The 12,542-nt window shown below is 71.2% G+C and carries 11 protein-coding genes and 3 pseudogenes; 7 read left to right on the top strand and 7 right to left on the bottom strand.

All coding sequences use genetic code 11. From position 1 onward, the window contains the following. Nucleotides 1–28: 28 nt before the first annotated feature. The 5 genes and pseudogenes from ACFWP5_RS02875 (at nt 29) to ACFWP5_RS02855 (ending at nt 3,823) form a co-directional block, all read left to right on the top strand. Nucleotides 29–586, top strand: a complete 558-nt coding sequence (locus tag ACFWP5_RS02875) for a DUF4865 family protein (protein ID WP_384149516.1) — start codon at nt 29–31, stop codon at nt 584–586. Continuing rightward, nucleotides 580–1,494 carry a phosphotriesterase gene (locus ACFWP5_RS02870; protein ID WP_384149250.1) on the top strand — a complete coding sequence of 305 codons (915 nt, stop codon included), beginning with the start codon at nt 580–582 and terminating at the stop codon, nt 1,492–1,494. The genes ACFWP5_RS02875 and ACFWP5_RS02870 overlap by 7 nt, the downstream gene beginning before the upstream one ends. A gap of 63 nt (nt 1,495–1,557) precedes the next feature. Then, complete coding sequence (locus ACFWP5_RS02865) at nt 1,558–1,965, top strand: tautomerase family protein (protein WP_384149248.1); 408 nt, start codon at nt 1,558–1,560, stop codon at nt 1,963–1,965. A gap of 80 nt (nt 1,966–2,045) precedes the next feature. Continuing rightward, nucleotides 2,046–3,026 (top strand): annotated as a pseudogene (locus tag ACFWP5_RS02860) (permease); the annotation flags it as partial. After that, nucleotides 3,023–3,823: pseudogene (locus tag ACFWP5_RS02855) on the top strand (TIGR03943 family putative permease subunit). The pseudogenes ACFWP5_RS02860 and ACFWP5_RS02855, both read left to right, overlap by 4 nt. A 1-nt stretch (nt 3,824) precedes the next feature. Here ACFWP5_RS02855 and ACFWP5_RS02850 read toward each other — a convergent pair. Further along, nucleotides 3,825–5,294 (bottom strand): ketol-acid reductoisomerase, encoded by a 1,470-nt coding sequence (locus ACFWP5_RS02850; protein WP_384149246.1) that lies wholly within the window; start codon nt 5,292–5,294, stop codon nt 3,825–3,827. Between the two features lie 88 nt (nt 5,295–5,382). On the opposite strand from ACFWP5_RS02850, the gene ilvY reads away from it, so the two are divergent. Beyond that, on the top strand, nt 5,383–6,234 hold the full coding sequence (gene ilvY / locus ACFWP5_RS02845) for an HTH-type transcriptional activator IlvY (RefSeq protein ID WP_384149244.1): 852 nt from the start codon (nt 5,383–5,385) through the stop codon (nt 6,232–6,234). A gap of 26 nt (nt 6,235–6,260) precedes the next feature. On the opposite strand, the gene ACFWP5_RS02840 is transcribed toward ilvY, so the two are convergent. The 4 genes from ACFWP5_RS02840 to ACFWP5_RS02825 all read right to left on the bottom strand — a co-directional run bounded on the left by ACFWP5_RS02840 (nt 6,261) and on the right by ACFWP5_RS02825 (nt 9,861). Beyond that, on the bottom strand, nt 6,261–7,454 hold the full coding sequence (locus tag ACFWP5_RS02840; protein WP_384149242.1) for an SPFH domain-containing protein: 1,194 nt from the start codon (nt 7,452–7,454) through the stop codon (nt 6,261–6,263). A gap of 10 nt (nt 7,455–7,464) precedes the next feature. Further along, nucleotides 7,465–7,716 (bottom strand): hypothetical protein, encoded by a 252-nt coding sequence (locus tag ACFWP5_RS02835; RefSeq protein WP_384149240.1) that lies wholly within the window; start codon nt 7,714–7,716, stop codon nt 7,465–7,467. A 119-nt stretch (nt 7,717–7,835) separates the two neighbouring features. Continuing rightward, nucleotides 7,836–9,074, bottom strand: coding sequence for an ROK family protein (locus tag ACFWP5_RS02830; protein ID WP_384149238.1), 1,239 nt, complete (start codon nt 9,072–9,074; stop codon nt 7,836–7,838). A gap of 145 nt (nt 9,075–9,219) precedes the next feature. Beyond that, a complete protein-coding gene (locus ACFWP5_RS02825; protein ID WP_384149237.1) occupies nt 9,220–9,861 on the bottom strand; it encodes an alpha-ketoglutarate-dependent dioxygenase AlkB family protein in 642 nt (213 codons plus the stop codon). 76 nt (nt 9,862–9,937) lie between these two features. Between ACFWP5_RS02825 and ACFWP5_RS02820 the strand changes: the two genes are divergently transcribed. Then, entirely contained in the window at nt 9,938–11,068 is a 1,131-nt protein-coding gene (locus ACFWP5_RS02820; protein WP_384149514.1) for a methyltransferase, read from the top strand. A gap of 46 nt (nt 11,069–11,114) precedes the next feature. Here ACFWP5_RS02820 and ACFWP5_RS02815 read toward each other — a convergent pair. Further along, nucleotides 11,115–11,720, bottom strand: a pseudogene (locus ACFWP5_RS02815) (IS5/IS1182 family transposase); the annotation flags it as partial. Nucleotides 11,721–11,810: 90 nt separating this feature from the next. Continuing rightward, nucleotides 11,811–12,503: an SDR family NAD(P)-dependent oxidoreductase gene (locus ACFWP5_RS02810; protein ID WP_384149236.1), complete on the bottom strand. Its 693-nt coding sequence runs from the start codon at nt 12,501–12,503 to the stop codon at nt 11,811–11,813. Nucleotides 12,504–12,542: the final 39 nt, after the last annotated feature.

The raw sequence follows: 12,542 nt of genomic DNA, 5'->3' as shown, positions 1-12,542 counted from the left end.
TCGTACATGCAAGGGTGTCGCTGCTGTCCTGCCCGGCGATTACGACATGGACATCATCCGGGGCCGGGTCGCGCGGGTCGGGCATCTGCTCGACGACTGGGACGGGCTCGGCTTCAAGACGTATCTGCTGCGTGAGCGCGGGGTGCACGGTTCGCCGGTCAACCAGTATGCGCCGTTCTATCTATGGAACACGGTGGAGGGCATGAACCGCTTCCTCTGGGGCGGCGCCTTCCAGGGGCTCGTCAACGACTTCGGGCGGCCGGATGTGTTGCAGTGGACGGGCCTCGCGTACGAGGAGGGCGGTGCCGCGGGCTCGCCGGTGGCCGTAGCTGTGCGGCAGCGCCAACGGATAGCAGGGAGTGGGGAGTTGGCAGCGGTGATGGAGGACGCGGTGGGAGAGACCCGGCGGCTGGCCGGGGAGGACGGTGCGGTGCTCGCGGCGGCGGCCGTCGACCCGCACAGCTGGGAGCTGGTCCACTTCTCGCTCTGGGAGCACGACACGCCGAAGGCGGAGGGGGACGTGTTCCAGGTGCTGCACCTTTCGGCGCCGGGGCGGGGCGGGTTACCGCGGGGTCGGCAGTGGTGAATGCCCTTGTCCGTACGGTACTTGGGGATGTGGACCCGCGACTGTTGGGTATGTGCGACGCGCACGACCATCTCTTCATCCGCAGCCCGCAACTCCCCGGCCGGGAGCTGGGCGACGCCTCGGCCGCGCGGGCCGAGTTGACCGCGTTCCGTGCCGTCGGCGGGGGCGGCGTCGTGCAGTGGACGCCGTACGGGATGGGTCGGCGGGTCGCCGATCTGCCGTCGCTGTCCCGGTTCACGGGTGTGCACGTGGTCTGCGCGACCGGGTTGCACCAAGCGGCGCACTACAGCCCTGAGTTGCTGGAGAGTCTGCGCGGCAGACTGGCCGAGGTCTTCGTCGCCGAACTGACGGAAGGCGTCGGTCCGACCGGTGTCCGCGCCGGGATCATCAAGGTCGCGGGCGGCTTCCACGGCCTCGACGCGCACGCCCGCTGGACGATGGCCGCCGCGGCCGAGGCCCACCGCGCGACGGGCGCGCCGATCGCCGTCCACCTGGAGCTGGGCACGGGTGCCCTCGACGTACTCGACCTGCTGTGCGGCAAGTTGGGGGTGGAACCGCACCGGGTGGTCCTCGGCCACCTCAACCGCTCCCCCGACCCGGTGGTCCAGCGACAGGCCGCCGACGCGGGCCCCTACCTGGCGTTCGACGGGCCGTCCCGCGCCCACCACGCCACGGACTGGCGGATGCCGGACGCGATCCGGGCCCTGGCCGAGGCCGGCTTCGGAGACCGCCTGCTGCTCGGCGGGGACACGGTCGTCGCCGACGCGCGCTCGGTGGACGGCGGCCCGGGAATGCCGCATCTGTTGCGGCGGGTTCGGCCACGGCTCGCGGTGGAGTTGGGGGAGGAACTGGTGCAGCGCGTCTTCACCGAGAACCCGGCGCGGGCGTTCGCGGTCGAGTGGCGTTGAAAGAGATCCGGTGAAGCCGAACTCGCTTGACAACGAGAGCAGTTGAGAGGAAGGAGACCCCTCATGCCCTTCGTCCGTATCGACGCGCTGCGCGCCGACCCCGCGCGGCTCGACGCGCTCGGCCGTGCCGTGCACGACGCGCTGGTGGAGACGATCGGGATTCCGGACGACGACCGGTTCCAGGTCCTGGTCGGTCACGACGGCGCCCACAGCACACTCCGCTACGGCGGCTATCTCGGTGTCGACCGCGACGACGGGATCGTGTTCGTCGCGAGAACCATGCGCTCCGGGCGCGGCCCCGAGCGGAAGCGGGCGCTGTACCGGCGGATCGCCGAACTCGCCCACGCGTACGCGGGGACCGAGCCCCGGAACGTGTTCGTCACGGTGACCGAGAACGAGTCGGTCGACTGGTCGCTCGGTGAGGGGGTCGCGCAGTACGCCCTCTCGTCGGCGGCGGTCGCCGAGGGCTGAGCCGGGCCCGCTATGTTCGACGCGAACATCGAACATGTGGAGCTCGTGTGCAGACGACGACGGTTTAGCCGCCGAGAGCGGCGGAAGCGGATGTCGCGGCGGCCGGGTGGCCCCGGTCCTGGCCGCTCATGCTGCTCGGGGCAGCGGTCGTTCCGGGGCTGATGCTGTTCGTCGTCGGGCGGTGGCTGGACGCGCCGGCCGTGCAGGCGTGGCGGACCGTGTGTCTCGCCATCACCACGCAGGCGCTGCCCTTCCTGCTGCTGGGTACGGCCCTGTCGGGGGCGATCAACGCGTTCGTGCCGGCGCGGGTGTTCACGAAGGTGCTGCCCAAGCGGGCCGTGTTCGCCGTGCCGGTGGCCGGGATCGCGGGGGTCGTGCTGCCGGGCTGTGAGTGCGCGTCGGTGCCGGTCGCGAACAGTCTGATCGGGCGTGGGGTCACCCCGGCCGCCGCGTTCGCGTTCCTGCTCTCGGCGCCCGCGATCAACCCGGTCGTGCTGACCGCCACCGCGATCGCGTTTCCCGCCAGCCCGGTCATGGTGCTGGCCCGGCTGCTCGCCTCGCTCGCGACCGCCGTGGTGATGGGCCGGCTGTGGCTCTGGCTGGGGCGTGAGGAGTGGCTGCGGCCGGTCGCGCGGCACACCGGGCACCGGCCGGGGCACAGCCGCTTCACGGAGTTCCGTACCGGCTTCCAGCACGACTTCCTGCACGCGGGCGGGTTCCTGGTCGTCGGTGCCATGGCGGCGGCGACCTTCAATGTCGCGGTCCCGCGCTCCGTGCTCGACACCTTCGCCGGCTCGCCCTGGCTGTCGGTGCTGTTCCTGGCCGCGCTCGCGATCATCCTCGCGGTCTGCTCCGAGGCCGACGCGTTCGTGGCGTCCTCCCTCACGGGCTTCTCCCCCACTGCCCGGCTCGCTTTCATGGTCGTGGGCCCCATGGTCGACCTGAAGCTGATCGCCCTCCAGGCGGGCACGTTCGGCCGGGCCTTCGCGGCCCGCTTCTCCGCCGCCACGACGGTCGTCGCGGTGCTGTCCAGCACGCTGATCGGAGCCGTACTGCTGTGAGACGACCCCTCCAGGTGACCCTGCTCGTCCTCAGCGGTCTGGGCCTGCTGCACGCCTCGCTCTTCACGGACCTGTGCCTGCGCTACGTCAAGCCGAGCATGCGCCCTATGCTCGTCGTGTCCGGGTTCCTGCTGATCCTGCTCGGCATCGCGGAGGCATGGTCTCGGTCACGGCAGAAACCGGGCGTGGACGACCATCACATGGGCCACGACCACATAGATCAAGACCACATGGGTCAGAACCACACCGAACCCTCCGAAGAGCACATGGGCCACAACCACTCCAAGGTCCCCCGCGTCGCCTGGCTGCTCTTCCTCCCCGCCCTCAGCCTCCTCTTCTAGGCCCTACCCGCCCTCGGCGCCTACACCGCCTCCCGCGCCGCCACCAAGGCCGTCCCCGTGCAGGACGCCTTCGATCCGCTGCCCGCGACCTCGCCGCTGCCGATGACGTTCACCGACTTCACGACCCGCGTGCAGCAGGACCGCAAGCGGGCCATCAAGGGCCGCACCGTCCGGATGACCGGTTTCGTCACGCCCGACAAGGGATCCGTCTCCTGGGACCTGACCCGGATCATGATCTCGTGCTGCGCGGCGGACACCCAGTCCATCAAGGTGCGGGTCTACGGCATCCCGGCACTGTCCGCCAACACCTGGGTGACGATCACCGGGACCTGGCACGCGGGCGGAACCCTGGGGACGAGTTCCGCCGCGGCCGCGCTCGACGGCGTCACCGTCCAGAAGGTCGCCAAGCCGGTGAACGCCTACCAGGACGCCCTGCCGTTCCCGGCCTCGCGTTGAGCTAGGCCACCGAGATGTCCACCGACGGCCGCAGTTTCGCCGCCGCGGCCAGGGCCTCGTGCATGGGGTGGCTGTCGAAGGCCGCCAACAGGGCCTCGTCCGCCGGGAGTTCGGCGGCCGGGTAGGCGATCTGCTCGTAGGCCGCCTGGAAGCGCGGGCCCCAACGGCGGGCGCCCAGGCGGGCCGTGCGGGAGCAGTTGTCCACCATGTACGCCACGTCGCGGGCGTGCATGTACGGCAGCAGGGAGTCGACCGCCTCGATGACGGACTCGTTGACGATCTCCGACCAGGGGTGGCCGCGCTCGGCGAACTCGTCGACCTGGGCGGTCATCGTCGCCACGAACACCCCGGCGGTGAACGGCTCGACGGGCAGGGCCCGTTCGGCCCGGCGCCCCCGCACCTCGGCTCCCGCGGCCCACATCGGCGAACCGCCGATCCCGCTCATCTCCCGTGCCCCGAGCCGCCGTTCGGCGAGGACGACGCTGCGCAGCTCGGTGCCGTCGGCGACCTCGTCGTAGATCTCGGCGACGATCTCGCGGGCGGGGCCGTGGGTCGCCGAGTACGCGCGGTCGAAGACCTCGCGTCCGGCCGGGTCCAACTCCTCGCGGACGGCGCGGAGTCCGGCCTGGGAGATGGTGCGGGCGATGGGTCCGGTGACGTTCTCGCAGGAGCGCTCGTACGCGGTCACCGCGTCGTCGCCGGTCAGGCGGTAGTGCGTGAAGAGACTCTCGACGATGCCGTGGACGGCGCCGAGCAGGATGGCGCGTTCGCCCACGATGTCGGAGCGGTACTCGCTCTCCAGGGTGGTGCGGAAGGTGTACGGCGAGCCGAGCGCGACCGACCAGCCGAGCGCGCGGTCGGTGGCCCTGCCGTCGGGGTCGGCATGGACGGCGTAACTGCTGTTGATACCCGCGCCGTTGATCTCGGCGCCCTGCTCGTAGAGCCGGCGCACGGAGTCGCCCATGCCCTTGGGGCAGACGGCGATGACTCCGTGTCCGGGCGGGAACTCCCCACCGGTGGCCCGGAGATGACCGAGCAAGAAGCCGTGCGAGAGGCCGATGGTGGCGCCGGGCCTGAGGGCGGCGAAGATCTGCTCGTGGTGGGCGGCGAGGGCCGCGTCCGCGATGAGCAGGATCACCAGGTCGCTGTCGGCGGTGACCGCGAGCCAGTCGCCGAGCGTGCCGTTCTCCTCGGTGAAGCCGTGGGCGCGGGCGTCGGCCGCCGATGCCGAGCCGGGGCGCAGGCCGACGCTCACCCGGATGTCCGTACCGGCGAGGGAGTCGCGCAGGTTGCGGGCCTGGGCGCGGCCCTGTGGGCCCCAGCCGATGACGCCGATGCGGCGGACGCCGGCGAAGGCCTGCGGGAGCAGCGGAAAGAGGTGCCGGCCGCCGCGCAGGATGGTCTCCGTGCCGCCGGGCACGTCCATCGTTTCGAGGGCGAAGACGGCGGAGGTGTACGTGGTCGAGGTCATGGAGGAGTTGTAGGCTCCGGGCGGGTGTTGCGGCAAGCGCAACCTTCGCAGCGGTCTGTTGCGCGAGGTGAAAGGGCCAGGTCACGGTATGCGGGACGACCATCGGGAGCTACGGCTTTTCCTGCATCTGGCGCAGACGCTGAACTTCGGGCGGACGAGCCTCGACTGCCATGTCAGTCCGGCGACACTGACGCGGACCGTGCAGCGGCTGGAGGCCGGCCTCGGACACCGGCTGTTCGACCGCGGGGCGCGCGGGGTGTCCCTGACCGCGGAGGGGCACCGCTTCCGTGAATACGCCGTCCAGTCACTGGAGTTGTGGCGTGCCTACCGCGAGGAGCATCCCGACCCGGCCGAACTCACGGGCAGGCTGGCCCTGTTCGCCACGGTGACCGCCTGCCAGGCGCTGCTGCCCGACCTGTTGGCGCCCTTCCGGGCCGCACATCCGCAGGTACTGCTCGACCTGCGCACCGGCGACGCGGCGGCGGCGCTGGCCCGGCTCGACGAGGGTGAGGTCGACGTGGCGGTCGCGGGCATCCCGGCGCGGCTGCCGGAGCCGTTGGTGAGCCGGACGGTCGCGGTGACCGAACTGGTCCTGGTCACCGCCCGCGACCGTCCCGATCCGGGGCTCGACGGCCCGTTCGTCCTCCCGCACCGGGGTCTGGTCCGCGAGGCGGCCGACCGCTGGTTCCGCGTCCGGGGCACGACACCGGACGTGGCCTGTGAACCGGACGGCCACGAAGGGCTGTTGACCCTGGTCGCGCTCGGCTGTGGGACGGGCGTGGTGCCCCGGCTCGTACTGGAGAACAGTGCCGTACGGGAACGGCTGGCGGTGGTCGCGGCGGACCCGCCGCCGGAGCCGTTCCCGATCGGGCTGTGCGTACGGCGGGCGGATCTGCGCCGCCCGCTGGTGGCGGCCCTGTGGAGCCTCACGGCGCCGTAGAACCGCCAACTCGGTTGTGCGGGTGGTCAGTCCAGGTCCACCGGGCCGTCGTTCTTCTTGTCGTTCTTCTTGTCGTCCTTCTTCGCCTGGAGCTGGAGCAGGTTCTTGACCTCCTCGCCGGGGCGGCGGCCGTCGGGGTCCGCGCCGCTCAGGTTGCCCCGGACCGAGTCCAGGATCGTGAGGCCCTGCGAGACCAGGCCGGCCGCGATCTCGCCGAGGCCGTCCGCGCCGTTGAGGACGTTGACGTTGGCGCCGGCGAGGCCGCCCGCCGCTTCCTTCACGATCTGCGGGAGCTGGTCGATCAGCATCCGGTCGAGCGCGACGCGGTCGTAGGAGGCCGCCGCCTCTGCCTGGATCTTCATGCGCTCCGCCTCGGCGATGGCGAGCAGCTTGATCCGCTGGGCCTCGGCCTCGGCCGGCTTGACGATCTCGGCGACCAGCTGCTGCTGGCGCAACTCGGCCTGGCGCTGGGCCAGTTCGGTCTGCGCGGCGAGCACTTCCTGCTGGGCGTGGGCCTGCGCGAGCGGTCCGGCCTGCGCGGCCTGGGCCTGGGCGCGGTCGACCTCGGCCGAGTACTCGGCCTTGACCACCGCGGTCTGCCGGGCGTACTCGGCCTGGTTGCGGGCCGCGACCTGCTCCGCCTCGACCGAGGCCTGGGTGGCCTGCGCCTGGGCGATCTGGGCCTGCCGCTGGATGGCCGCCTTGTGCGGTGCGGACATGGCCTCGATGTAGCCGACCTCGCCGTCGTCGATCGACTGGATCTGCAGCGAGTCCACGATCAGACCGATCTTGGCCATCTCGACCTTTGACGTGTCCAGGACCTCGGCGGCGAGCTTCTGCCGCTCCGTGACGATCTCCTCGACCGTCATCGAGCCGATGATGGACCGCAGGTGACCGGCGAAGATCCGGCCGGTCAGCACCGACATCTGGTCCTGGTCGGAGAGGAAGCGCTGGCCCGCGTTGATGATGCTCTCGGTGTCGTTGCCGACCTTGAACGCGATCACGGCGCGGACGTGCAGCGCGATGCCCTGCCTGGTCACACAGGTCTCGGTGACCTCGGCCTCGCACATCGACAGCGTGAGAAAACGGGTCTTGCGGAAGACCGGGAGCACGAACTTTCCGTGCCCTGTCACCACTCGGAACGGCGCGCCCCCCAGTCCCCGCCTGCCACCCGAGATCAGCATCGCCTCATCGGGGGCGGGAACGCGGTAACCGAACATGTCTTGCTCCTCACTCTGCGCCGGCGGGTTCGCCGCCCAGCGCGTCCAATGGATCCGCCCACTCGATGACGTGCACGGCACGACGTCCACGGGACTCGATCACGAGCACCCTGGCCCCCGTGGGCAGGGGATCATCCGACCAGGCCAGGAATGTCTCGGAGCCGCCCCGGACCCGCACGAGGATCTCGCCGGGGCCCGCGCTCCCGCGGGTCTCGATGATCACCTCACCCGTGCATCCGATCACGGCCTCGTCCTGCGGCATCACCGGCCGCCTCCATCCTCTGGCCTTAGGTTTCCGACGATAGACCCACTCGGGTCACGGACCCAACGGGCCCACCACACACCTTTTGTACGGCGTCTGCCGGGCGACACCGTGCGCAGTCAGGACAGGGCCGCCAGCGGGTCGTCGAGGACCGGCTGCCACGCCAACTCGGCTGCCCCGACCAGGCTGTTGTGGTCGAGGCTGCAGGCGAGGATCGGCACACCCCCGCTCTGCCCCCACAGGCTCCGGTCGGCGACGACCGCGCGCAGCCGGTCCGGGTCGGCGTCCAGGAGCGTGCGGTGCAGTCCGCCGAGGATGATCCGGTCGGGGTTGAGGATGTTCACCAGGCCCGCGAGCCCCAGCCCGAGCCGGTCGATCAGGGCCTCGGCGGCCTTCCGGACGGCCGGATCGTCGTAGTGGTGACGGATCAGTTCGTTGGACTCCTGGAGCAGGGACACCTCGGGGCCGGGCTCACGGCCGGCGGCGGTGAGGAAGGCGAGCGGGTCGGCCTCGACGTCGAGGCAGCCCCGGCTGCCGCAGTGGCAGGGGCGGCCCTCGGGGTTCACGGTGAGGTGCCCGACTTCGAGCGCGAGGCCCGAACTCCCGGTGTGCAGACGCCCGTCGAGCACCAGGGCGCCGCCGACACCCCGGTGTCCGGTCGCCACACACAGGAGGTCGCGGGCGCCGCGGCCCGCGCCGTGCCGGTGCTCGGCGAGCGCGGCGAGGTTGACGTCGTTGCCCGCGAACGCGGGTCCGGTGAGGCCGGCCGCGCGCACGCACTCGGCGAAGATCCGCCGCACGGGCGCGCCCGCGGGCCAGGCCAGGTGGAGAGGGTTGAGCGCGAGCCCTTCGGGCTCGGCGACGGCGGAGGGCACGGCGAGCCCGGCACCGACACAGCGCCGGCCCGTCTCGCGCAACAGATCCGCGCCGGCCTCGACGACCGAGCCGAGCACCTTCGCGGGGTCGGCGTCGACGGTCTCGCAGCCGGGCGCCGTCGCCACGAGCTGCCCGCCGAGCCCTACCAGCGCGGCGCGGAAGCCGTCGGCGTGCACCTGGGCGGCGAGGACGACGGGGCCGTCATCGGCCAGCGCGAGCCGGTGCGAGGGGCGTCCCTGCGAACCGGCTGCGGCGCCTGGCCTGGCGTCGACCCTGATCAGGCCGAGGGCCTCCAGCTCGGCGGCGACCGCGCCGGCCGTCGCGCGGGTCACCCCCAGTTCGGCGGTGAGTACGGCGCGGGTGGGGGCGCGTCCGGTGTGCACCAGCTCCAGCGCGGGGCCGAGCGCGCTGCGGCCCCGGTCCAGTCGCGCTCTTGAGGTGGTCCCATCCCCCGCCGGCCGGGGGTCCGCCTTGCCGCTCATGAGGGCGAGTCTCCCATGATCCGTAGAGCGAGCCGTTGGGGGTCGTGTTCACAGTGGCGGCCGGTGGGGGCTTGTCGCGCCACGCGGCGGAGCCGCATATCGATACAGCCCCGCGCCCCTTCAGGGCGCGTCCCACTCCCCCCGTTCAAAAGCCACTCACTCTCAGCGTCACGTTCAGCCTGCCCGTCAGGCCCAACTCCCGTGGTCCTGTGCCCTCGTACACCCTCGGCACGCCGTGATAGGCGAGCCGGGACGGGCCTCCGAACACGAAAAGGTCGCCGCTTCTCAGTTCGATGTCCGTGTACGGCTTGGTGCGGGTCTCGGTGTTGCCGAAGCGGAAGACGCAGGTGTCGCCGAGGCTGAGGGACACCACGGGGGCGTCGGACTGTTCGTCGCTGTCGCGGTGCATGCCCATGCGGGCGTCGCCGTCGTAGAAATTGATCAGTGCGATGTCGTACGACGCCGTCGGCGCCCCCAGTGTGTCGGCGACCGCCCGCCTGCCCAGCTCGTCGAGCCAGGCCGGGAACGGTTTCACCGGCGTGCCGTCGCCGTCGGTCACCGTGCGGGAGTAGGCGTACGGGTACCAGTGCCAGCCCAGGCACACCTGCCGGGCGGTCATCGTGCCGCCGCCTGGGGTGCGGACCGTTCGCAGGCCGGCCGGGGGCCGGGCCCACTCGCGGCAGCCCGTCAGGAGGTCGCGCCGGCGGTCGGTGTCGAGCCAGTCCGGCAGGTGCACCGCGCCCGGCGCGACCTCCGTACGGGCCCTGGGAAACAGCTCCGCGTCCATGGCCCCATCCTGCCCGACCGGCCGTGAACTGGGACTCGGTTAGCCTTGGCGCACGATGGACGACCATATCGACCGAATGACGACTCCGTGGGGCGAGCACGCCCTGGCCCGCTTTCCCGAGGACCCGCGCGACCAGCTGCGTGCCTGGGACGCCTCCGACGAATACCTTCTGCGGCATCTCGCGGAACAGGACACCCCGCTGTCCGGCACGGTCGTGATCGTGGGCGACCGCTGGGGCGCCCTGGCCACGGCCCTCGCGGACCATCAACCAGTGCAGATCACGGACTCGTTCCTCACCCAGGAGGCGACGCGGGCGAACCTCGCACGGGGCGAGGCCGACGCCGATTCCGTACGGCTGCTCACCACCCAGGATCCGCCGCCCGAGCGCGTCGACGTGCTGCTGGTCAGGGTGCCCAAGAGCCTCGCGCTGCTGGAGGACCAGTTGCTGCGGCTGGCGCCCGCGGTGCACGCGGACACGGTCGTCGTCGGTACCGGCATGGTGAAGGAGATCCACACCTCGACGCTGAAGCTGTTCGAGCGGATCCTCGGCCCGACCCGGACCTCGCTGGCCGAGAAGAAGGCCCGGCTGATCCACTGCACGCCACGGTCGTCGGCCCGCGCCGCCAACCCCTGGCCGCACAGCTACGCCCTGCCCGACGGCATCGGCGCGGTCTCGGGCCGGACCGTGGTCAACCACGCGGGCGTGTTCTGCGCGGAACGCCTCGACATCGGCACCCGTTTCTTCCTCCAGCACCTGCCCTCAAGTCGTGGGCTTGGCAGCGTCGTTGACCTCGGGTGCGGCAACGGAGTCGTCGGTACGGCGGTGTCGCTGGCCGATCCGGAGGCCGAAGTCCTGTTCGTGGACGAGTCGTTCCAGGCCGTGGCCTCGGCGGAGGCGACATACAAGGCGAACGGGGTTCCGGGGCAGGCCGAGTTCAGGGTCGGGGACGGGCTGGTCGGGGTCCCGGCCGACAGCGTGGACCTCGTGCTCAACAATCCCCCGTTCCACTCCCACCAGGCGACGACCGACGCGACGGCCTGGCGGATGTTCTCCGGGGCGCGGCGCGCGCTGCGGCCGGGCGGCGAGCTGTGGGTGGTCGGCAACCGGCATCTCGCCTACCACGTGAAGCTGAAGCGGCTGTTCGGCAACAGTCAACTGGTGGCCAGCGACGCGAAGTTCGTGGTCCTGAAGGCCGTGAAGAGGTAGCGCGACTCAGCACGCGGCTCAGACCGGCCGGCAACCGGCGAATGGATCACTTGAGGCTGCGGCTGGTTGGTCGGCCATCCCGGCGATAGCGGCTGCGTGTCTGCCAGGTCAGCGTGCGAAGTGTGTCGAGGGTAGCGGCGAGGTAGAGGTAGAGGTCTACGACCCCTGCCGTTTCTCTCGGTGCAGCGCTGAAGCTTGGCGTAGCCGTTCACCCACGAATGCGGGCGCTCGACGGGTCAGCGCCTGCCGGCCTGGATCGGGGCGGGCACACCCTTGCGGGCGATCTCGGCAGTGAACCCCGACTGGGCTGTCAACGCACGGGACTTGATGCTGTCGTAGCCCCGGTCGAGGTGGACGTTCCCGGTGTCCGGCAGGGTGCCGACCTGCTCCTGCGCGGCGTCCAGAGTCAGTCCGAGCGGGGGCGAGTCATGGCTATCGGCCCCCTCGGAGATGATCCCCAACGGAACGCCGCGGGCGTCGCAGGCGGCGGAGCGCTTCAGCCCTGCTTGCCCCGGTCGACCGGGGCGAGAGCGTGCGGCGCTTCGGAAATCCCCTGCCGGGACCGCTCTTTGAGGCGTCGGCGGATGGTGCGGTCCGGGCATCCGGGCGTGGAGATCCGCTCGTAGCCGGAACCATGGACCAGCGCGGGCACGGCCGTCCTTCGTGATCACTGAGCGTAGAGATGACGAGCGTGAGGTACGCGCAGGGCGGCGGGTCGACCGACCCCGAGCTCAGGGCAGGTTCACCACGGGAGGTTCCCGGACCGGTCGATGAACTGTCCCGTCGGCCCGTCCGGGCCGATCGTCGCGAGGGTCACGATGGACTCCGCGCCGTCGGCGACGCTGTGTCCGAGGCCGCCGGTGAAGTCGGTCGCGGTCTGCCCGGGGTCTGCGGCGTTGACCTTCACGTCCTTCAGTTCCTTGGCGTACTGCGTCGTGAGCATCGTGACCGCGGCCTTCGAGGCGCAGTAGAGGGGCAGGGCGTACTGCGACTCGATCCGCGCCGGGTCCTGGGTCATGCCGAAGGAGCCCATCCCGCTGGACACGTTGACGATGACGGGGTTCGGCGACTGGCGCAGCAGCGGGAGGAAGGCGTGCGTGACGCGCACGATCCCGACGACGTTCACGTCGAGCACGGAGCTCATGTCGGCCGCGGTGTACTCCTCGACGGGGCCGACCTTGCCGAGGACGCCGGCGTTGTTGACCAGGACGTCGATCGTTCCCTCATGCGCGGCGACATCCGCGGCCGCGGCCTGGACCGAAGCGTCGTCGGTCACGTCGATCTGGACGAACCGGGCACCGAGCGCCTTTGCCGCGGCCTCACCGCGCTCACGGTGGCGGGCACCGAGGAGGACGGTGTGCCCCGCCTCGACGAGACGGCGAGCGGTTTCAAGACCGAGGGACTTGTTGGCCCCGGTGATGAATGTGGTGGTCATGCTGGCTCCTCCTGGTCCGAACAGCACGGTCGTGCGCTG

It is taken from the genome of Streptomyces sp. NPDC058469, assembly GCF_042721125.1.
Taxonomy (GTDB): domain Bacteria; phylum Actinomycetota; class Actinomycetes; order Streptomycetales; family Streptomycetaceae; genus Streptomyces.
Note: the sequence above shows the minus strand (reverse complement) of the source record. Positions and strands in the feature narration are given on the sequence as shown.

Bases quoted from the DNA above. Each gene is read 5' to 3' on its own strand.
- ACFWP5_RS02840 (WP_384149242.1), bottom strand. From the start codon at position 7,454: ATGTTCGGTTACCGCGTTCCCGCCCCCGATGAGGCGATGCTGATCTCG.
- ACFWP5_RS02820 (WP_384149514.1), top strand. From the start codon at position 9,938: ATGACGACTCCGTGGGGCGAGCACGCCCTGGCCCGCTTTCCCGAGGAC.
- ACFWP5_RS02850 (WP_384149246.1), bottom strand. From the start codon at position 5,294: ATGACCTCGACCACGTACACCTCCGCCGTCTTCGCCCTCGAAACGATG.
- ACFWP5_RS02830 (WP_384149238.1), bottom strand. From the start codon at position 9,074: ATGAGCGGCAAGGCGGACCCCCGGCCGGCGGGGGATGGGACCACCTCA.
- ACFWP5_RS02835 (WP_384149240.1), bottom strand. From the start codon at position 7,716: ATGCCGCAGGACGAGGCCGTGATCGGATGCACGGGTGAGGTGATCATC.
- ACFWP5_RS02825 (WP_384149237.1), bottom strand. From the start codon at position 9,861: ATGGACGCGGAGCTGTTTCCCAGGGCCCGTACGGAGGTCGCGCCGGGC.
- ilvY (WP_384149244.1), top strand. From the start codon at position 5,383: ATGCGGGACGACCATCGGGAGCTACGGCTTTTCCTGCATCTGGCGCAG.
- ACFWP5_RS02810 (WP_384149236.1), bottom strand. From the start codon at position 12,503: ATGACCACCACATTCATCACCGGGGCCAACAAGTCCCTCGGTCTTGAA.
- ACFWP5_RS02865 (WP_384149248.1), top strand. From the start codon at position 1,558: ATGCCCTTCGTCCGTATCGACGCGCTGCGCGCCGACCCCGCGCGGCTC.